Origin of the sequence: Saccharibacillus brassicae (assembly GCF_006542275.1) — a bacterium.
Lineage (GTDB): Bacteria > Bacillota > Bacilli > Paenibacillales > Paenibacillaceae > Saccharibacillus > Saccharibacillus brassicae.
In genome coordinates, this window is the sequence record NZ_CP041217.1 from 4,712,520 (window position 1) to 4,732,954 (window position 20,435).

16 protein-coding genes are annotated in these 20,435 nt (G+C 57.1%); all 16 read left to right on the forward strand.

Annotated features, from left to right (window positions below; all coding sequences use genetic code 11):
* The first annotated feature begins 24 nt into the window (after positions 1-24).
* A complete protein-coding gene (locus FFV09_RS19745; RefSeq protein ID WP_141449426.1) occupies positions 25-825 on the forward strand; it encodes a phosphatidate cytidylyltransferase in 801 nt (266 codons plus the stop codon).
* 55 nt (positions 826-880) lie between these two features.
* Positions 881-2,020 (forward strand): 1-deoxy-D-xylulose-5-phosphate reductoisomerase, encoded by a 1,140-nt coding sequence (locus FFV09_RS19750; RefSeq protein ID WP_141449427.1) that lies wholly within the window; start codon positions 881-883, stop codon positions 2,018-2,020.
* 52 nt (positions 2,021-2,072) lie between these two features.
* A complete protein-coding gene (gene rseP, locus FFV09_RS19755; RefSeq protein ID WP_141449428.1) occupies positions 2,073-3,359 on the forward strand; it encodes an RIP metalloprotease RseP in 1,287 nt (428 codons plus the stop codon).
* Positions 3,360-3,396: 37 nt separating this feature from the next.
* Entirely contained in the window at positions 3,397-4,854 is a 1,458-nt protein-coding gene (proS, locus tag FFV09_RS19760; protein WP_141449429.1) for a proline--tRNA ligase, read from the forward strand.
* Between the two features lie 177 nt (positions 4,855-5,031).
* Positions 5,032-9,363, forward strand: coding sequence for a PolC-type DNA polymerase III (locus tag FFV09_RS19765; RefSeq protein WP_141449430.1), 4,332 nt, complete (start codon positions 5,032-5,034; stop codon positions 9,361-9,363).
* A gap of 207 nt (positions 9,364-9,570) precedes the next feature.
* Positions 9,571-10,032 carry a ribosome maturation factor RimP gene (gene rimP, locus FFV09_RS19770; protein ID WP_141449431.1) on the forward strand — a complete coding sequence of 154 codons (462 nt, stop codon included), beginning with the start codon at positions 9,571-9,573 and terminating at the stop codon, positions 10,030-10,032.
* Between the two features lie 34 nt (positions 10,033-10,066).
* A complete protein-coding gene (nusA, locus tag FFV09_RS19775) occupies positions 10,067-11,164 on the forward strand; it encodes a transcription termination factor NusA (RefSeq protein ID WP_141449432.1) in 1,098 nt (365 codons plus the stop codon).
* A gap of 74 nt (positions 11,165-11,238) precedes the next feature.
* Positions 11,239-11,550 (forward strand): RNase P modulator RnpM, encoded by a 312-nt coding sequence (gene rnpM / locus FFV09_RS19780; protein WP_141449433.1) that lies wholly within the window; start codon positions 11,239-11,241, stop codon positions 11,548-11,550.
* Positions 11,543-11,866 (forward strand): L7Ae/L30e/S12e/Gadd45 family ribosomal protein, encoded by a 324-nt coding sequence (locus FFV09_RS19785; protein ID WP_141449434.1) that lies wholly within the window; start codon positions 11,543-11,545, stop codon positions 11,864-11,866. The genes rnpM and FFV09_RS19785 overlap by 8 nt, the downstream gene beginning before the upstream one ends.
* On the forward strand, positions 11,859-14,390 hold the full coding sequence (gene infB / locus FFV09_RS19790; RefSeq protein WP_141449435.1) for a translation initiation factor IF-2: 2,532 nt from the start codon (positions 11,859-11,861) through the stop codon (positions 14,388-14,390). Before FFV09_RS19785 ends, infB begins: the two co-directional genes overlap by 8 nt.
* 18 nt (positions 14,391-14,408) lie before the next feature.
* Positions 14,409-14,795, forward strand: a complete 387-nt coding sequence (gene rbfA, locus FFV09_RS19795) for a 30S ribosome-binding factor RbfA (RefSeq protein WP_141449436.1) — start codon at positions 14,409-14,411, stop codon at positions 14,793-14,795.
* A complete protein-coding gene (locus tag FFV09_RS19800) occupies positions 14,782-15,759 on the forward strand; it encodes a DHH family phosphoesterase (protein ID WP_141449437.1) in 978 nt (325 codons plus the stop codon). The genes rbfA and FFV09_RS19800 overlap by 14 nt, the downstream gene beginning before the upstream one ends.
* Entirely contained in the window at positions 15,756-16,670 is a 915-nt protein-coding gene (gene truB / locus FFV09_RS19805) for a tRNA pseudouridine(55) synthase TruB (protein WP_141449438.1), read from the forward strand. The genes FFV09_RS19800 and truB overlap by 4 nt, the downstream gene beginning before the upstream one ends.
* Before the next feature lie 60 nt (positions 16,671-16,730).
* The gene (locus FFV09_RS19810) at positions 16,731-17,672 is read left to right on the forward strand and encodes a bifunctional riboflavin kinase/FAD synthetase (RefSeq protein ID WP_141449439.1); all 942 of its coding nucleotides are present in this window, start codon (positions 16,731-16,733) and stop codon (positions 17,670-17,672) included.
* A gap of 147 nt (positions 17,673-17,819) precedes the next feature.
* Positions 17,820-18,089, forward strand: a complete 270-nt coding sequence (gene rpsO / locus FFV09_RS19815) for a 30S ribosomal protein S15 (protein WP_141449440.1) — start codon at positions 17,820-17,822, stop codon at positions 18,087-18,089.
* Positions 18,090-18,235: 146 nt separating this feature from the next.
* The gene (gene pnp, locus FFV09_RS19820; protein ID WP_141449441.1) at positions 18,236-20,338 is read left to right on the forward strand and encodes a polyribonucleotide nucleotidyltransferase; all 2,103 of its coding nucleotides are present in this window, start codon (positions 18,236-18,238) and stop codon (positions 20,336-20,338) included.
* The last annotated feature ends 97 nt before the right edge of the window (positions 20,339-20,435 follow it).

Sequence of the window (20,435 nt, forward strand, 5' to 3'; positions counted from 1 at the left end):
GTTGCCCGGACGGAGGATGAAACGGTGAAACAACGAATTATAACCGGCGTGGTAGCCGGCGTGTTGTTCTTGGGATTGTGCGTAGTCGGAGGCATCTGGTACCCGGCGTTGATCATGCTGATGGCCCTTGTCGGCTACTACGAGTTTGCGAAGATGAGCACGGGGGCGCCGTTTCGGTCGGAAGCCTGGATCGGCTACGTAGGCGTCGCCTACCTGACCTTTCCCTGGCATGTATGGAATATGGATTTTCCGCTTCCTCCTCTGCATGCGGCCTGGCTTATGCTGTTGCTGCTGCTCTGCGCAACCGTACTTACCAAAAACGAAATCAATATCAGGCAGGCATCGCTGCTGTTTCTAGGCGCGGCTTATGTCGGCTTGGGTTTTTATTATATTGCCATCTCGCGCGAAACGCCGGACGGGCAAGGACTGTTCTGGACGTTCATGCTGCTGCTCAGCATTTGGGGCAGCGATGCCGGAGCGTATTTCACCGGCAAAGCGTTCGGCAAAAACAAGCTGTGGCCCGCGATCAGTCCGAACAAGACGATCGAAGGAGCGGTCGGAGGCATTTTGATCGCCGTTCTGATCGCGCTCGGATTTTCGCTGGCCGCGCCGGATATGGTAGACCCGCTGCGCGCGATGCTGATCGGCCTGGCCGCTTCGGTCGTCGGACAGATGGGGGACCTGATTCAGTCCGCCTACAAGCGCGTATACGGAATCAAGGATTCGGGCAGCATTCTTCCCGGTCACGGAGGGATATTGGACCGCTGCGACAGTTGGCTGGCCGTATTCCCGTTCGTACATATCCTGCTTTTGCTTCCTTACTAGTCCGCGGGCCGCGGCAGACCGATTCGGCAAGGAGAAGGAAAGGGGCATATCAAGCATGACGAAAAAAATCGCGCTGCTCGGCTCTACCGGTTCGATCGGAACCCAGACGCTGCAGGTCGTAGCCGAACATCCCGAACGTTTCGAGATCGAAGCGTTGGCGGCCGGAGGCAATACGCAGCTGCTGCTGGAGCAGATCCGGCAGTTCAAGCCGTCCAAAGTGTCGGTCGCGACGCGGGAAGCCGCTCAGGCGCTGAAATTGCAGGTACCCGCAGGCACACAGGTCTATTTCGGCGAAGAAGGGCTGATCGAGATCGCGGCAGGAACAGACGCGGATACCGTCGTCACGGCCGTGACAGGCAGCATGGGGCTGCCGGCGACGCTTGCGGCGATCGACGAAGGCAAAACGATCGCGCTCGCCAACAAGGAGACGCTCGTAACGGCCGGCCATCTCGTAATGCGCCGCGCCGCCGAAAAAGGCGTTTCGATTCTGCCGGTGGACAGCGAACATTCCGCCATTTTCCAATGCTTGAACGGAGAACCGCGCGAGCGGCTGCTCGGCATCACGCTGACCGCTTCGGGCGGTTCGTTCCGTCATTTGAGCCGGGAAGAGCTGGCGGGCGTGACGGTGGAAGACGCGCTCAAGCATCCGAACTGGTCGATGGGCGCGAAGATCACGATCGATTCGGCGACGATGGTCAATAAAGGGCTCGAAGTGATCGAAGCGCATTGGCTGTTCGGTCTCGGCTACGACGAGATCGGGGTGCTGCTGCATCCCGAGAGCATCATCCATTCGTTTGTGGAATTCGAAGATACGAGCCTGATCGCCCAGCTCGGCAACCCCGATATGCGGGTTCCGATTCAATACGCGCTCACTTACCCGGATCGCATTCCGCTTCGGACCAAGCGATTGTCGCTGGCCGAAGTAGGCAGGCTGAACTTCCGGGAGATGGATTTCGGCCGCTTCCCTTGTTTAAGAATGGCCTATGAGTGTGGTAGAATGGGAGGAACCGCACCGACCGTATTCAACGCCGCGAACGAAGTCGCGGTCGCACGCTTTTTGCGCCGCGAAATCTCGTTCCTGCAGATCGAAGAGATCCTGGAGAACGTATCGGCACGGCACGTCGCCTCGGCCGATCCCGATCTGGAGACGATTCGCGAAGCCGACGAATGGGCAAGGCGGATCGCTTCCGAATAACGGAATCTACGCGATATTCGGGGCTTGACCCACAGGGAGGATCAGACCAGATATGATGACACTTCAGATCGTCGTTCTGACCGTATTGATGTTTTTCGTCGTCGTTACGGTCCATGAATGGGGACATTACTACTTTGCCAAGCGCGCGGGGATTCTCGTACGCGAGTTTGCGATCGGCTTCGGTCCCAAGCTGTTTGCTTATAAACGAGACGAGACGATGTTCACCCTGCGCCTGCTTCCGCTCGGCGGCTATGCTCGAATGGCCGGAGAAGATCCCGAACTCGATCCGATCCAGCCCGGGCAGACGATCGCCGTCCGTTTGTCGGATGCCGGCGTCGTCAAGAAAATTTTTCTCGACCAGCTCGATAATCGCCGCAATGTCGTAATCGGCGAGATCGAATGGATCGATATCGAAGAACGGATGCAGATTCGCCTGAACGTCGACGGCGAAACGCAGCATTTGGAAGTCGATCGCAAAGCGGATATCGTCACACGCGGCCAAGAGCTTCAGGTGGCGCCCAAAGACCGTCAATTCCGCAGCAAAAGCGTCGGCAAACGGGCGTTGGCCATTTTTGCCGGACCGCTGATGAACTTCGTGCTGGCTTTCGTGCTGTTCCTGATCTACGTACAGGTGGCAGGCGTGCCGGACGAGAAAGCGACGGGCGTCGAAGTGTCGAGCGTCGTAGCCGGAACGCCGGCCGCTTCCGCCGGGCTGCAAGAAGGCGACGTGGTGCAATCGATCGACGGACAGCCGGTGCAAGGCGAACTGTCCACCGTCACCCAACTGATCAACGCTTCCGGCGGACAGCCGGTCGAGATGTCGGTGCAGCGCGGCGGCGAAAGTCTGCAAATCCCGGTTACGCCGAAAATGGTCAAAACGGAAGACGGGCGCGAAGTGCTTCAGGTCGGCATCGCGCTGAGCCAGCTCAAGCGCACCGCTTCCTTTACCGAGACGTTCCAGTTTGCGGGCGAATCGTTCAAAAACGGCAGTACGGCGATTTTGGACGCGCTGCGCAAATTGGTGTTCGAACGCTTCGACATCAACCAGCTCGCCGGTCCCGTGGGTACGCTTCAGGCGACCGGGCAGATTGCGAGCCAGGGCATCGACCAGATGATTCTGTGGACGGCGCTCGTCAGTATCAACCTCGGCATTTTCAACCTGCTGCCGATTCCGATGCTCGACGGCAGCCGGCTCATTTTCCTCGGGATCGAAGCGATCCGCAGACGGCCGATCGATCCGAACAAGGAAGGCATCGTACATTTCGTCGGCTTCGGGCTCATTTTCCTGCTGATGATCGCCGTCACGTACAACGATATTTTACGCATCATCAGAGGATAGCTTAACTTAGGTTCGTTCGATAAACGGAGGGAATATCATGGCAAGCGACAAACAGGACAAACAGTTCGTTACGGAAATCACGCCGCAGAGCGAAGACTTTTCGCGCTGGTACATCGACGTTATCAAAAAAGCGGAATTGATGGATTACGCGCCGGTTCGCGGCTGCATCGTGTTCCGTCCGGACGGCTACGCAATTTGGGAACATATTCAGCAGGAGATGGACCGCCGGTTCAAGGAAACGGGACACCGCAACGCCTACTTCCCGATGCTGATTCCCGAAAGCTTTTTCCAAAAAGAGAAAGAGCATATCGAAGGATTCAACCCGGAGCTGCCGTTCGTTACGGAAGCCGGCGGCGATATTCTCGAAGAACGTCTGGCGGTGCGTCCGACTTCGGAGACGATGTTCGGCCATATGTATTCCAAATGGATCAAATCGTACCGCGACCTGCCGGTGCTGATCAACCAATGGGCCAACGTCATGCGCTGGGAGAAGCGTACGATGCCGTTCCTGCGCACGAGCGAATTCCTGTGGCAGGAAGGCCATACCGCGCATGAAGACGAGAAGGACGCACGCGAAGAAACGATGCGCATGCTCGAACTGTACCGCGATTTCGTCGAAGACTTCCTCGCGCTGCCGGTCATCATGGGCCAGAAGACGCCTTCCGAGAAATTCGCGGGCGCGGTCGACACATTCTCGATCGAAGCCATGATGAAAGACGGCAAAGCGGTGCAGGCCGGTACGTCCCATTACATGGGCACGAACTTCGCCAAAGCGTTCGAAATCCAATACCTGAACCGCGACAACGAATTGGAATTCACGCATACGACGTCGTGGGGAACGAGTACCCGCCTGATCGGCTCGTTGATTATGGCGCACGGCGACGACCGCGGCCTGGTCATTCCTCCGAAAGTGGCGCCGACCCAGGTTATCCTTATTCCGATCGGCCCGCCGAAAATGCGCGATATGGTCATCGAACGCGCCGACGCGCTGTTTGCCGAACTCAAAGCGGCCGGCATTCGCGTCGCCATGGACGACCGCGCCGACGTGCGTCCGGGCTGGAAATTCAACGAATACGAAATGCGCGGCGTGCCGGTCCGGATCGAAATCGGGCCGCGCGATATCGAGAACGGCGTCTGCCTGCTGGCTTCGCGCCTGGGCGGCGACAAGCTGACCGTGCAGCTCGATAACGTGGTCGCCGACGTCAAGCAGCTGCTCGACGACGTGCAGACCGGCATGTTCAAGCGGGCGCTCGAATTCCGCGACGAACATTTCCACGCCGTGGACAATCTGGATCAAATGCGTGCGCAGATGGAAGAAAAACGCGGATTTTTCCTCGCCGGCTGGTGCGGAAGCGAAGCCTGCGAAGACACGGTGCGTGCCGAGACGGGCGCAACGAGCCGCAACATTCCGTTCGATCCGCAGGAACGCAAAAATACGTGCGTGGCATGCGGAGAAGCATCCAAGCATACGGTCGTATTCGCCAAAGCGTATTAATTCAAAGCGCCCGCCGCCGTTCGATCGGAACGAGGCGGGAGAAAAGCGTGACACCGGGCCGGTACGGCCGGACAACCGGATGAAGGCTGGCTCGGGATAAAGCTTCCGGCGGCGGGGCGAAGAAGGATGCCCGCCGCGGAAGCTCTTCGCTTTTTAAGAAACAAAGGGGGACAGACGATGAGTGAGACGGCAGAGCGCAGACAGCGGCTCGAACTGCTGATGAGGCAGGCCGAGATGCCGGCCGGCGCGGCGGACCCTTATTTTAACGACGGCCATATCGAACGGGTGGAGATCAGCCGGTCGAATCGGGATTGGAAAATCGTGCTCGTCAAAGACACGCTGGTACCGGCGCAGATCTACCGGACTTTTTGTTTGCAAATACAGGAGCGGCTGAAGCATATTGCCAAAATCCGCTTCCTGTTTCAATATACGGGCGAGAATCGGCAGGGCGAGATCGTCGACGAATACTGGAAGCTGTTCATCGAATGGGCGCAGCGCGAAATCCCTTCGGTCAACGGCTGGATGGCGCGGGCGCAGGCCGTAACGGAAGGGAACATGACGACCGTATCGTTTGCCGACGCGACGTCGCTGGAACTGGGCCGCAAACGGAATATCGATCGCGCGCTGACCGATTTTTACGCCAAATATTTCGGACTTCAACTTCAGGTGAAGCTTAACGTGGGCGAAGGAGAAGCGGCTTCGCAGGCCGCCAAAGCGGCATTCGACGAGATGCGCCGCCGCGACGAGATGGCCGCGATCGAGAAGATGATGGCCGAGATCGACGCCGAAGTCAGTGCGGGCGAAGGCAGCGAGAACGACGAGAACATCAAGCTGCAGGTCGGCTACGATATTCGCGACGAAGCGATTCCGCTGCAGAACCTGCAGGACGAAGAGAAGAAAGTGACGATCCAGGGTCTGATTTTCGGCCTGGAGAGCAAGGAACTTCGCAACGGCAGCACGCTGTTCACTTACTATCTGACGGATTACAGCGATTCGCTGCAGATGAAAATGTTCGCCAAGAACAAAGAAGACCTCAAAGTGATGAGCCTGCTGGCCAACGGCAAGTGGGTCAAAGCGCGCGGGCGCGTCGAATTGGACCGGTTCATGCAGATTCCGGAACTCGTCATGATCCCGTCGGACCTGATGGAGATCAAAACGCCGCCGATTCGTATGGACAACGCGGAGAACAAACGGGTCGAGTTCCACCTGCATACGAAGATGAGTACGATGGACGCCGTCTGCTCGATCGAAGAGTACGTCAAGCGCGCGGCGAAATGGGGCCACAAAGCGATCGCGGTCACCGACCACGGCGGCGTGCAATGTTACCCGGACGCGGCCAAAGCGGCCAAAAAGAACGGCATCAAAATGATCTACGGCGTCGAAGCGAACGTGGTCAACGATGCGGTAGCCGTCGTGCTCAATCCGCGTGACGAAGAATTGAAGACGGCCGAGTATATCGTATTCGATATCGAGACCACCGGCCTGTCGATCACGCAGAACAAGATCATCGAGATCGCCGCGGTCAAAATGAAAGAAGGGCACGAGACGGGGCGGTATTCCACGTTCGTCGATCCGCATGAGCGTATTCCGTACCATATCCAGCAGCTGACCAACATTACGGACGACATGGTGCGCGGTGCGCCCGATATCGACAGCGTTATCCGCGAGTTTGTCGAATTTGCCGGCGACGGCATTTTGGTGGCGCACAACGCAAGGTTCGATATGGGCTTCATTCAGGCGACGCTGAAAAACTTCGACCTGCCCGAACTTGAGAATCCTGTGCTCGATACGCTGGAACTTGCGCGATTGCTGCATCCGACGATGAAAAATCACCGGTTGAACACGCTCGCGACCAAATACAAAGTGTCGCTCGAAAGCCATCACCGCGCGATCGACGATACGATAGCGCTCGGCGGCATCCTGAACGGACTGATCGACGAAGCGATCAAAGAGCGCAGCCTCAACAACCTGAGCCGGCTGAACGATTTCGTCGGCAAAGACCTGTCCAACTCCCGTCCGTTCCACTGCGGCATCTACGCGTTGAACGATGTCGGCAAAAAGAACCTGTACCGCCTTATTTCCATGTCGCATACCGAGCATTTCAAACGGGTGCCGTGCATGCCCAAATCGAAGCTTGAGAAAATGCGCGAAGGGCTGCTGATTTTGTCCGGCTGCGAAAAAGGCGAGTTTTTCGAAGCGGTGCTCAACAAAACAGTTGAAGAAGCGGAAGAAGTGGCGCAGTTCTACGACATTCTGGAGATCCAGCCGCTCACCATGTACATGCATCTGGTGGACAAAGGGCTCGTCGGCAGCGCGGAAGAATTGAAGCTTGCGGTCGAAAAAGTGTGCAAGATCGGCAGCAAGCTGAACAAGCCGGTCGTGGCGACAGGCAATGCGCATTATCTCGATCCCCGCGACAAGCTGTACCGCGACATTACGATCCACGGCATTACCGGCTTCAGCCCGCTCAAAGACCAGAACAAGCCCGACGCGCATCTGCGCACGACGGAAGAGATGCTGGAAGAGTTCAAGTTTTTGGGCGCGGAAAAAGCCAAAGAAGTCGTCGTGACCAACACCTCGGAGCTTGCGGACCGGTTCGAGGAACTCAAGCTGTTTCCTTCCGAACTGTATACGCCGGTTATCGAAGGCGCCGATCAGGAGATCCGCGATACCTGTTATTCGACAGCCAAAGCGATGTACGGCGACGAACTGCCGGAAGTGATCGTGGCACGATTGGAAAAAGAACTCGGACCGATCATCAAGTTCGGCTTCTCCGCCAACTATCTCATTTCCGAACGGTTGGTCAAAAAGTCGAACCAGGACGGCTATCTGGTCGGTTCGCGGGGTTCCGTCGGCTCGTCCGTCGTCGCCATGTTCCTCGGCATCTCCGAGGTCAATCCGCTGCCGCCGCATTACGTGTGCCGCAATTCCGACTGCAAACACAGCGAATGGTTCCTTGACGGCAGCGTGCGAAGCGGTTTTGACATGCCGAACAAAGAGTGTCCCGACTGCGGGTCGACGATGCTCGGCGAAGGGCACGATATTCCGTTCGAGACGTTCCTCGGCTTCAAGGGCGACAAAGTTCCCGATATCGACTTGAACTTCTCCGGCGAATACCAGCCGCAGGCGCATAATTTTACCAAAATCATGTTCGGGCCGGACAATGTGTTCCGGGCGGGCACGATCGGCACGGTCGCGGAGAAGACGGCTTTCGGGTTTGCGAAAAAGTACGAAGAACAGCATCAGAAGCGCTGGCGTTCGGCGGAGCTGAACCGGCTCGCTTCCGGCTGTACCGGCGTCAAGCGCAGCACCGGGCAGCACCCGGGCGGTATCGTCGTGCTGCCGGACTACATGGAGATCGAAGACATCACGCCGGTGCAGTTCCCGGCCGACGACGTGAACGCGGAATGGAAAACGACACATTTCGATTATCACGCGTTCGACGAGAACCTGCTCAAGCTCGATATTCTGGGCCACGACGATCCGACGATGATGCGGATGCTGCAGGATCTCACCGGCGTCGATCCGACGAGCATTCCGATGAACGATCCCAAAGTCATGAGCATGTTCAATTCGACGGAATCGCTTGGCGTTACGCCGGAGCAGATCCGTACGCCGGTCGCGACGTACGGCGTGCCGGAGATGGGCACCAAGTTCGTCCGCCAGATGCTGATCGAAGCCAAGCCGTCGAGCTTTGCGGATTTGCTGCAAATCTCGGGACTTTCGCACGGAACGGGCGTATGGCTCGGCAACGCCGACCAACTGATCAAGAACGGAACGTGCAACATCAAGACCGTAATCGGCTGCCGGGACGATATCATGCTGTTCCTGATCTACAAAGCCGGCATGGATGCGAGCCTCGCGTTCAAGATTACGGAAAGCGTACGGAAAGGCAAAGGGCTGCCGCAGGAATGGATCGACGAGATGAAGCGCTGCAAAGTGCCGAACTGGTACATCGATTCCTGCCTCAAAATCCAGTATATGTTCCCGAAAGCCCACGCCGCGGCTTACGTTATCTCGGCCGTGCGGACCGCTTATTTCAAGCTGTACCATCCGATCGAATACTACGCGACGTATTTCTCGGTCCGCGCGGCGGATTTCGAAATCGAATTGTTCTGCCAGGGATACGAAGCGATCGGCCGCAAGATCGTCGAGATCGAGCAAAAAGGCTTCCAGGCGCTGCCGAAAGAAAAAGCGATGCTGCCGATTTTGGAAATGGCGCTCGAAATGACGGCCCGCGGATTCACGTTCAAGACGATCGACCTGTACCGCTCAGACGCCAACAAGTTCACGGTGGACGGAACGAGCCTCCTGTTCCCGTTCTCGGCGCTTGCCGGTCTCGGCGAAAACGCCGCGAAAAGCGTCGCTTCGGCGCGCGACCACGGCGAATTCCTGTCGATCGAAGACTTCCAGCAAAAATCGAAAGCTTCCAAAACGATCATCGAACTGCTGAACCAGCTGGGCTGTTTCCGCGGCCTGCCGGAGAGCAACCAGCTGTCGCTGTTCTGAGAAAGAGCGCAGCAGAGGCGTTTGTAAAGCGTCCGTACTTGTCACCACTCGGGCATTATGGTATAATCGGAGTAGGATTTTGGAGTTAGACCCAGTAGGAGATAGATCTTTGTGTAGAGAGTGGGGCAACCCACTCTTTACTTTTGGGCTGATATCTTCTGCGCCGCCTTTGCGGACGGAACCTGACAACGCTTGGAGGGTGAATGCTTGAGCACACCAAAGATTAAATCAACCGTAGAAGAGATGATCGAACCGTACCTGAACGAACAGGGATTCGAACTGGTCGACGTGGAATACGTCAAGGAAGGCGGAAGCTATTTCTTGCGCATTTACGTGGACAAGGACGGAGGCATCGATATCGACGACTGCGGGCAGATCAGCGAGTACATGAGCCAGAAACTGGACGAGAACGATCCGATCGAGGAGGCTTACTTCCTGGAAGTGTCTTCGCCGGGAGCCGAACGTCCGCTCAAAAAAGCGGAAGACGTCCTGAAATCGGTCGGTAAAGACGTTTTCGTTACGACTTACGAGCCGATCGGCGGATCGAAGGAATTCGAAGGCAAGCTGCTTTCGTTCGAAGAGGGAGAACTTGTGATCGCCATCGGCAAGAAGCAGGCGGCTGTGCCTTACGACAAGGTCGCCAGCGCCAGACTGGCTATTATTTTCTAATATAGAGAGTCCTGAAAGGGGGAGCGTTGGGCAAATGAGTACGGATTTCATTGAAGCTTTGAACGAGCTGGAGCGGGATAGAGGAATCAGCAAGGAGATTCTTTTCGAAGCGATTGAAGCGGCGCTGATTTCGAGTTACAAGCGCAATTTCAATACGGCTCAAAACGTGCGTGTGGATATGAATCGCAATACCGGGGTAATAAAAGTATATGCGCGTAAATTGGTCGCGGAGGAAGTGCTCGACGACAGAACCGAAATTTCGCTCGAAGGCGCGCGGGAGATCAACCCGCATCTGCAAATCGACGATATCGCGGAACTCGAAGTGACGCCTCGCGACTTTGGCCGCATCGCCGCCCAAACGGCGAAGCAGGTCGTAACGCAGCGCATACGCGAAGCGGAACGCGGTTTGATCTACAACGCATTCGTCGACAAGACGGAAGACATCGTGACGGGAACCGTGCAGCGCATGGACGCCCGGAACCTGTATGTCGATCTCGGCAAGATCGAAGCGGCGCTGCCGCTGACCGAACTGATGCCGGGTGAGAAGTTCGCGCATAACGAACGGATCAAAGGCTACATCACGAAGGTCGAGAATACGACCAAAGGGCCGCAGATCATCTTGTCCCGGACGCATCCGGGCCTGCTGAAGCGGTTGTTCGAACTTGAAGTGCCCGAAATTTTCGACGGAGTCGTCGAAATCAAGTCGGTTGCGCGCGAAGCGGGCTTCCGCTCCAAAATCGCGGTCTACTCCCGCAATCCCGAAGTCGATCCGGTCGGTTCCTGCGTAGGCCCAAAAGGCATCCGCGTACAGACCATCGTAGGCGAGCTTCGCGGCGAGAAGATCGATATCGTCAATTACTCCGAGAGCGTGGAAGAATATGTGGCGAACGCCCTTAGCCCTTCCAAGGTGATCGAAGTCGAAGTGTTCGAAGCCGAGAAAATGGCCCGCGTCATCGTGCCCGACTATCAACTGTCGCTTGCGATCGGGATCAAAGGCCAAAACGCCCGCCTTGCGGCGAAGCTGACCGGCTGGAAGATCGATATCAAGAGCGAGACGCAGGCCGAGGAAGAATTCGGCAGAGAACGCACGTACGACGGCGAAATGCCGCAGGACTCCGTGTCTATTGACTAGCCCTGCGTTCGAAGCCCGAAAGCTTCGAATCGCGGATCGCCTGTCGGTTACAGGAGAAAGCGGGGATTCCAATCATGAAAACGAAAAAGGTTCCGCTGCGCAAGTGCGTGGCAAGCCAGGAAATGCTGCCCAAAAAAGAATTGATCCGGGTCGTCCGCACGCCGGAAGGCCGGATCGAAATCGATTTGACGGGCAAAAAATCAGGCAGAGGCGCTTATCTGCGCGCGGACGCGGACTGCTTCAGGCTCGCCCAGAAGAACAAGTCGCTCGACCGCGCGCTCAAGCAGCCGGTGCCGATCGAAATTTACGAACAACTCGCCCGGGATTTTATCCGGGTCGAGCAACAATTCCGGGAATTGCAGGAGAAAGAAGCAGACGATGAATAATGAGCTTTCGGGACTGGGGCTGGCCATGCGCGCCGGAAAGATGGTTACCGGAGACGAGTTGGTCCTTAGAGCCATCCGGTCGCGCGAAGCCAAGTTGATCGTTTTGGCCGGCGACGCCTCACCCAATACCCAAAAAAAGTTTCGAGACAAGTGCGGAACGTACGGCGTTCCCCTGCTTATCGGTTTCGACCGCGAGCGTCTCGGCGCCAGCATCGGCAAGCCGGAAAGACTCGTGCTTGCATTAACGGACCAGGGGTTCGCCGACATGATCCGCAGGAAACTGGGGACAACGTCGGAGGTGGAGTATATTGAGTAAACCAGAGAACAAAGTTCGGGTCTATGAATACGCCAAATCGCTCGACATGAGCAGTAAAGAAATCATTACCATTTTGAAAAGACTCGAAATGCCGGTGAACAATCACATGAGTGTGATGGAAACGGACGCGATCGGCAAAGTGGAACAATTTTTTCAGAAGATCAAGTCGAATGCCTCCAAACCGGCATCTCCAAGCAGCAAGCCGCAATCGAACGGTGACCAAACAACAAAAACTTTACAAGAAAAGCAGGTAGGTATGAATAATAAACCACAAACCCCAAACAGTAGTCAGTCGCAAAGTCAAAGCGGTAACCGTCCGCAGGGCAGCCGTCCTTCTTCCGTAGGCGGAGGACAAAGCCGTCCGCAAAGCAGCGGCGGCGCAAGCCGTCCCGCAGCAAGCGGACAAGGGCAGCGTCCTAGCGGCGGCGGCCAAGGTACGACGGGCCAGCGCCCTAGCGGCACAAGCCCAAGTTCGCAAAACCGTCCTGGCGGCACTTCTTCGCAAGGCCGCAGCGGTACGCCTTCGAGTTCTTCAAACAGCAGCTACGGCGGCAATCGCAGCAGCGGCGGTCAAGGAGGCCAAGGCGGTAACCGTACCGGTACCGGCGGTCCAGGCGGCGGCAATCGCAGCGGCGGCGGAGGCCAGGGCGGACGTCCGGGCCAGCGTCGTTCCGACGACAGCCGTGGCGGATTCCGCGGCGGTCAAGGCGGACGCGGAGGCAAAGGCGGACGCGGTGGCAATCGCAACCAGCCGCCAAGAGAGAAGATCGACAATACGCCGAAGAAAATTATCGTGCGCGGCACGATGACGGTCGGCGAAACAGCCAAACTGCTGCATAAGGATGCTTCGGAAGTCATCAAGAAGCTGATCATGCTCGGCGTTATGGCCACGATCAACCAAGAGCTCGATCTGGAGACGATTCAGCTGCTCGCCGGCGATTTCGGCGTCGAAGTGGAAATCAAGATCCCGGTCGAAGACGATCGTTTCGAGACGCTCGAAGAAACCGACGACGAGGCGGAACTCAAAGAACGTCCTCCGGTCGTTACGATCATGGGTCACGTCGACCACGGTAAAACGACGCTGCTCGACGCTATTCGTTCCACGAACGTAACCGGCGGCGAAGCAGGCGGCATTACTCAGCATATCGGCGCTTACCAGGTCGAAATTAACAACAAAAAAATTACGTTCCTGGATACGCCGGGCCACGAAGCCTTCACGGCGATGCGTGCACGCGGCGCCCAGGTTACCGATATGACGATCATCGTCGTAGCGGCGGACGACGGCGTTATGCCTCAGACGGTCGAAGCCGTTAACCACGCGAAAGCGGCGAACCTGCCGATCATCGTGGCGGTCAACAAAATCGACAAGCCGGGTGCCGATCCGGACCGCGTCAAGCAGGAACTGACCGAGTACGGCCTCGTTCCGGAAGAGTGGGGCGGCGACACGATCTTCGTCAACGTTTCCGCGAAACAAAGAATGGGCCTGGAAGGCCTGCTTGAAATGATTCTGCTCGTAGCCGAAGTCAACGACTACAAAGCGAATCCGGACAAGCGTGCGCGCGGTACGGTCATCGAAGCCGAGCTGGACAAAGGCCGCGGACCGGTTGCACGGATTCTCGTTCAGCACGGTACGCTCAAAGTGGGCGACGCCTTCGTGGCAGGCAACTGCTTCGGCCGTATCCGGGCGATGGTGAACGACAAAGGCCGCCGTCTGAAGGAAGTCGGCCCTTCGACTCCGGTCGAAATTACGGGTCTGACCGAAGTGCCGCAGGCGGGCGATCCGTTCATGGTCTTCGAAGACGAGCGCAAAGCGCGCAGCATCGCCGACAAGCGTTCGATCACGCAGCGCGAATCGGATATGGGCGCCAATACCCGCGTTACGCTTGACGATCTGTTCAAGCATATCAAGGACGGCGAGATCAAAGACCTTAACGTCATCATCAAAGGCGACGTGCAAGGTTCGGTCGAAGCCCTCAAAGGCTCGCTCGGCAAGATCGAAGTGGAAGGCGTGCGCGTCAAGATCATTCACAGCGGCGCCGGCGCGATCAACGAGTCGGACATTATTCTGGCGGCGGCTTCCAATGCCATCGTGATCGGTTTCAACGTTCGCCCGGACAACCAGGCCGCGCTGACAGCCGAGCAGGAGAAAGTCGACATTCGTCTGCACCGCGTCATCTACAACGTGATCGAAGAAATCGAACAAGCCATGAAGGGCATGCTCGATCCGATCTTCAAAGAAACGGTCATCGGCCAAGCCGAAGTCCGCAGCACGTTCAAAGTTACGAAAGTCGGCGTAATCGCAGGCTCCATGGTCATTCAGGGCAAAATTGCGCGTAATGCGGAAGCTCGCCTGATCCGTGGCGGCATCGTCATTTACGAAGGCAAGATCGACTCGCTGAAGCGTTACAAAGACGACGCCAAAGAAGTCGCTCAAGGCTACGAGTGCGGCATTACGCTCGATTACAACGATATCAAAGAAGGCGACATCATCGAAGCCTATGTGATGGAAGCCGTCGAGCGCTAAAAAGTGGGGTGAAGACAAATGGCTAAGATTAGAGTAGGCCGGGTTGCGGAAGAGATCAAGAAGGAACTCAGCCAGCTTATCCAGAGCGAACTCAAAGATCCCCGGATCGGATTCGTTACCGTCACCGACGTAGAGGTGACGGGCGACCTGTCCGAAGCGAACGTATATCTGAGCATTTTCGGCGATGAGGACCAGAAGCAGCAGTCGTTGGCGGGTATCGCCAAAGCGACAGGCTTCCTTCGGACCGAGATCGGCAAGCGGATTCGGCTGCGGCATACGCCGGCACTGTTTTTCCATGTCGATGAATCGATCGCCTATGGCAACAAGATCGACGTTCTGCTCGGTCAGATCAAAAAAGAAGAACCAGTCAACAACAAAAAAGGAGACGGCGATGCGGACGTATGAGCAGGATTTGATCGATGCGCGACGATTTATCGAAGAGCACGATGATTTCCTGGTCGTGGCGCACGTACAGCCCGACGGAGATGCAGTCAGTTCCACCCTTGCGGTGGGCTGGCTTCTCTCGCGTTTGGGCAAAACCTTCACGTTGATCAACGAAGGGCCGATTCCCCAACGTATGACGTACATGGCCGGCGCGGCCGACATTCTCGATATGAGTCGGACGGAACGCACCCGGACGTACGGGAATGTCATCTGTGTGGACTGTGCGGATTTCAAACGCGTCGGCCTCGTATCGGAATGGATGGAGCCGGAAGCGAACATGCTGAACGTCGACCATCATCCGACCAACGACGGGTACGGGACCTGTACGCTGATCAAAGCCGATGCGGCCGCGACGGCAGAGATCCTGTACGATCTTTTGGCTTCGTTCGAACTGGGCTGGGATCGCGAAATCGCGGAAATGCTCTATACCGGCATTTTGACCGATACGGGCGGTTTCCGGTATTCCAGCACTTCGCCCAAGGTGATGCAGATCGCTTCGCATTTGCTTGAACTCGGCGTCAACGGTCCGGATCTGGCGGATTCGCTGCTCGAACAGTTGACCAAGCCGCAGTTCGACGTGCTGACGATCGCGCTCGGCACGCTGGAAATGTCCGGCGACGGCCGGGTGGCGTGGGTGCATGTGACGCCTGAACATATGCTTCAGACCGGCGCTTCCAACGAAGATCTGGAAGGGATCGTCAATTATCCGCGCAATATTCAGGGCGTCGAAGTCGGCGTTCTATTCAAAGTCATCACCGATAATGCGGTCAAGGCCAGCATGCGCTCCGCCGGAAAAGTGGACGTGGCCGCCATTGCCGCCGAATTCGGCGGAGGCGGGCATGTGCGCGCTGCCGGATGCCGCATGGAAGGGTCGCTGCAGGAAGTGACCCGTAAGGTGATCGAAAGGATTCAACAATCGCTATGAATGAATTCGACGGTGTATTGCCCGTGTACAAACCTGCGGGGATGACGTCCCACGACGTCGTCGCCAAATGCCGCAGGCTGCTCCAAATGAAGCGGATCGGCCATACCGGCACGCTCGATCCGTCCGTGACCGGCGTGCTCCCGCTCTGTCTGGGTCGCGCCACGCGGATGGTCGAGTATTTGCAGGAGATGCCCAAAGAATACCGGGCGGTGCTCAAGTTCGGCATCGCGACCGATACCGAAGACCTGACGGGTACCGTGATCGAGGAAATGGCCCAGACCGGCATTACCGAAGACCGGGTGCGCGCCGCGCTGTCGGATTTTATCGGTCCGATCATGCAGACGCCTCCGATGTATTCCGCGATCAAGATCGACGGAAAACGATTGTACGAGCTGGCGCGCGAAGGCAAGACCGTCGAGCGCAAAGCCCGGGAGGTCGTGATTCACGAACTTGAGGTGACCGGTTTCGCGCCCGGAGACCAGCCGGAAGTCTCGCTTCGGGTGCTGTGTTCCAAAGGAACGTATATCCGCACGCTTTGCGTCGATCTCGGTGCCAAGCTGGGCGTTCCTTCGACCATGGCCGCCTTGCAGCGTACGCAGTCGGCGGGAATCGGGCTCGACCGCTGCCTCACTTTCGACGATATCGAGCAAAAGCTTGAAGACGGCAGCTTCGAACAAGCGCTTCTGCGCGCGGACAAAGCCGCTTCGCATATGGCGGAGCACGTCGTGAACGAAAGCCGGTTGATCAACGCGCTGCAGGGGCAGAAGCTTGCGCCCTGGGCCGTTACGCCTTCTGCCGAAGGCGCCGAGCGCGAGTTCAGACTGTATACGCCGGACGATCGTTTCATCGGAATCTATGAGTGGAATGAAGAAGCCGGGAAAGTCGTTCCGGTCAAAGTGTTCCTTCCCTAGAGAGCCAAGCGGAAGGGACCGGCCGGAAGACGACGGGCGGAAAATGCAGGTGATCGCAAAGTGAAGACGATAACGTTAACTTATCCTTTAACGATACAAGAAAGTCTTATTCCCGTGCAGCGCCAGGTGCTGGCAATCGGCCAGTTCGACGGCCTGCATCTGGGGCATGCCAGCGTCATTCGGCGCGCGCTCGATCTCGGGCAGAGTCTGGGACTGCCGGTATCCGTCCTGACGTTCCATCCGCATCCCAAAGACGTGATGGGCAAAGGCGACTACGAAGGCTATCTGACCCCGCTGTCCGACAAAGAAGCGATCTTGGCTTCGATGGGCATCGACTATATGTACGTCGGGGAATTCACGTCCGAATTTTCGAAAGTGTCGCCGGCCGAGTTCGTTTCCGGTATGCTGAAGCCTCTGCAGGTCGATACCGCGGTCGTGGGATTCGATTTCCGGTTCGGCCATATGGGACAGGGAACGGCCGAAGCGCTCGCTCCGCTGAGCGGCGGCGCTATTCGGGTAGAGACGGTTCAGCCGTTTTTGCTCGATGGGGAAAAAGTCGGCAGTTCGGGCATCCGGGCCGCGCTCAAAGCGGGCGATGCGGAGAAAGCCGCGCGCTGGCTGGGCCGTCCGTACCGGGTCGCCGGCAAAGTGGTCGGCGGCGACAAACGCGGCCGCACGATCGGATTTCCGACTGCCAACGTCGAGCCTTCCGGACATTACGTGACGCCGGTCAAAGGCGTCTATGCCGTCCGGTTCGGCCTCGGAGACGAAGTGCTCGAAGGCGTCATGAACGTGGGCGTCAAGCCGACGTTCACCGACGGCATCGTCAAGCCGACCTACGAGACGCATCTGTTCGATTTCGATCGGAGCATTTACGGCGAGGAAGTCTGGATCGAACTGATTCGCTATATTCGTCCCGAACGCAAATTTTCGGGCATTGACGAACTGGTTGCGCAGATCGCCAAAGACGCGGAGCAGGCGCGCAGCATTTTAAGAAGCTGACGGTTTACATTTGACCGAAGGTTTGCTATACTGATTTATGTTGCTCGCACGCGTGCAAGCGACTTAACCCTCGCTTGGTTTCTGGCTTTCACCGGCCGTTACGAGGCGATCGGGGATACTTTTAACGAAATTAGGAGGTGAATTAGGATGGCATTGACACAAGAACGCAAGAACCAACTGATCGAGGAGCACAGAACTCACGAATCCGATACCGGATCTCCTGAAGTTCAAGTTGCTGTCCTGACGGCCAACATTTTGAGCCTGACGGATCACCTGCGTACGCACAAGAAAGACCACCACTCGCGTCGCGGTCTTCTGAAGATGGTCGGACGGCGTCGTAGACTGCTGGCTTACCTGAAAAATAACGACGTTAGACGTTATAGCGCACTGATCGAAAAGCTCGGCCTGCGTCGCTAAAATTAAAAAGCATTGCACAAGCAGCCTGGTTGTGAACCGTATGGTCTTTTTTGGAGCCGACGGCAGCAGCCGGGTTGTTTTTGTACTGACGATTTTCGATATTTTATATAAGATTACCGAATTATAGATGCCCGAGGAGGAATTTGATGGAACAGCAAGTAGAAATGCAGCTGGGGGGACGAACCCTCACGCTCAAAACAGGCCGTTTGGCCAAACAGGCGAACGCCGCGGTCATGGTCCATTACGGAGAAACGGTCGTTCTGTGTACCGTTACCGCGTCCACGCAGCCGAAAGACCTCGACTTTTTCCCGCTGACCGTGAACTATGAAGAAAGAATGTACGCGGTAGGCAAAATTCCCGGCGGATTCATCAAGCGCGAAGGCCGCCCGAGCGAAAAAGCGATTCTGTCTTCCCGGTTGACCGACCGTCCGATTCGCCCGCTGTTCCCCGAAGGCTTCCGCAACGACGTTCAGATTCAAAACATCGTTATGAGCGTCGATCACGACAACGAACCGCAAATCGCGGCCATGATCGGCACCTCCGCGGCGCTGAGCATTTCCGACGTGCCGTTTGACGGACCGATCGGCGGCGTAGCTGTCGGACGCGTAGACGGTCAATTCATCGTCAATCCGACGCTTGCGCAGCAGGAAGTCAGCGAATTGTACCTCGTCGTCGCCGGCACCAAAGACGCCATCATGATGGTCGAAGCCGAAGGCAACGAAGTGCCGGAAGAAATCATGCTGGAAGCGATCATGTTCGGCCACGACGCCGTCAAAGAGATCGTCGTCGCTATCGAACAGCTCGTCGAGAAGTCCGGCAAGCCGAAAATGGCTGTCAAGCTGCATGCGGTAGACGCCGACGTGAATACGGCTGTTCGCGCTTTTGCGGGCGAGCGTCTCAAAGACGCGGTCCGGATCGCCGAGAAGCATGCCCGTCAAGACGCGATCGACGCGGTGAACGACGAGACAGTCGCACACTTTATCGAGCAGTATTTGGAGACGCCGGCCAAAATGGACGACGTCAAAGAAATTCTGCACGATATCGTCAAGGAAGAAGTGCGCCGCCTGATCACGCACGACAAAGTGCGTCCGGACGGACGCGGTCTGGCCGAGATTCGTCCGATCAGTTCCGACGTGTCGCTGCTGCCGCGCGTTCACGGTTCGGGCCTGTTTACCCGCGGACAAACGCAGGCGCTGAGCATCTGTACGCTGGGCGTGCTGGGCGATGCACAAATGCTCGACGGCGTCTCGCCGGAAGACACGAAGCGCTTCATGCACCATTACAACTTCCCTCCGTTCAGCGTCGGCGAAGCCCGTCCGCTGAGAGCACCGGGACGCCGCGAAATCGGACACGGAGCGCTCGGCGAACGCGCGCTGATGAAGGTGCTCCCTTCCGAGACGGAATTCCCGTATACGATCCGCCTCGTTTCCGAAGTACTGGAATCGAACGGCTCCACGTCGCAGGCCAGCATCTGTGCCAGCACGCTGGCGATGATGGACGCGGGCGTGCCGCTGAAAGCGCCGGTTGCCGGTGTAGCGATGGGTCTGATCAAAGACGGAGACCATATCTCCATCTTGTCCGACATCCAGGGCATGGAAGATCACCTCGGCGACATGGACTTCAAAGTTGCGGGAACCAAAGACGGCGTAACGGCAATCCAGATGGATATCAAAATCGACGGCATCAGCCGCGAGATTTTGGCCGAAGCGCTGACGCAGGCCCGTGAAGGCCGCATGCACATCCTTGAGCAGATGCTGCAGGCGATCCAGGAACCGAGAGCCAAAATGTCGAAATACGCGCCGAAGATCACGATCATCAATATCAAGCCGGAGAAAATTCGCGACGTGATCGGAGCGGGCGGCAAGATTATCAACAAGATCATCGAAGAGACCGGCGTCAAGATCGATATCGAGCAGGACGGACGCGTGTTTATCGCTTCGACCGACGAAGATATGATCAACCGCGCTTCCGATATCATTCAGGGGATCGTGCGTGAAGTGGTCGTCGGCGAAGTTTACGAAGGAACCGTCCGACGGATCGAGAAATTCGGCGCTTTCGTCGAACTGCTTCCGGGCAAAGACGGGCTTGTACACATTTCGCAGCTGGCTGCGGAGCGCGTCGTCAAAGTCGAGGACGTCGTCGCCCTTGGCGACAAACTGCAGGTCAAAGTTACCGAGATCGACGCACAAGGACGGGTCAACCTGTCGCATAAAGTGCTGTTGAACACGGAAACTTCGGCCAAACTTTAAGACTTTCGGCGCGTGCAAAAGACAGGAAAGAGACAGAACTTGCTTCTGGCTCTTTTTTTTGCGTTTGACCCCGCGGCGGTGTTTGGCGGCGCGGGCC